This window comes from Citrobacter sp. wls717 (assembly GCF_005280955.1).
Lineage (GTDB): Bacteria > Pseudomonadota > Gammaproteobacteria > Enterobacterales > Enterobacteriaceae > Citrobacter > Citrobacter werkmanii.
This window is the reverse complement of the sequence record NZ_SZWW01000026.1, coordinates 1-666: the sequence shown is the minus strand read 5'-3', so window position 1 is coordinate 666 and position 666 is coordinate 1. Positions and strand designations below refer to the sequence as shown.

General features: G+C 40.4%; 1 protein-coding gene. It reads left to right on the top strand.

What is annotated here, in order from left to right; translation table 11 throughout:
* Positions 1-6 precede the first annotated feature (6 nt).
* Positions 7-666: IS982-like element ISLll1 family transposase (locus FDX09_RS14250; protein ID WP_137347403.1), on the top strand; the 660-nt coding region annotated here is incomplete at its 3' end.

The following is a 666-nucleotide window of genomic DNA, read 5'->3' as shown; positions in this document are numbered from 1 at the left end:
ACTTATATGACTTATAATAGCACACTTCCAAAAGTTTTTGTTTATTTACTGACAACCATTGAGACGCTTTATCAAACGAGGGTTCCCCTTGAGGTTCAAAACCGAAAGAACGTCCATCTCGCAACATCAGATTGCTTAGTTATCGCTTGTTACCTATGGGGCGTACTGCATTTTAGTGAAACGCTTAAAGCTAAGCACCAATTGGCTCAAAGTTTATTTCCTAATTTCCTAGAATATTCTCGCTTTGTCCGCCGTTGTAATGCCCTCTTACCGAGTATCCAAGTCATTCGCCAAGCACTCGTCTTTAAAGAGGTTGAAGGAATGAGTGTATCCATTATTGACAGCTTCCCCATTCCTTTGTGTCAGCCTATTCGTAATTTCAGAAGCAAAGTTCTTGGAGATTATGCAAATGTTGGCTACAATGCTACAAAGGGACAGTACTTCTATGGATGTAAATGTCATGCTTTAGTCAGTGAATCAGGCTATGTCATAGACTACACAATTACTCCTGCTTCAATGGCTGATAGTTCAATGACCGAGGAAGTGTTGAGTCAATTTGGGACACCAACAGTCCTTGGAGATATGGGATATCTAGGTCAGTCACTGCATGATAGGCTGGAATTAAAAGGAATTGATCTAATTACACCTGTCAGGAAGAACATGAAG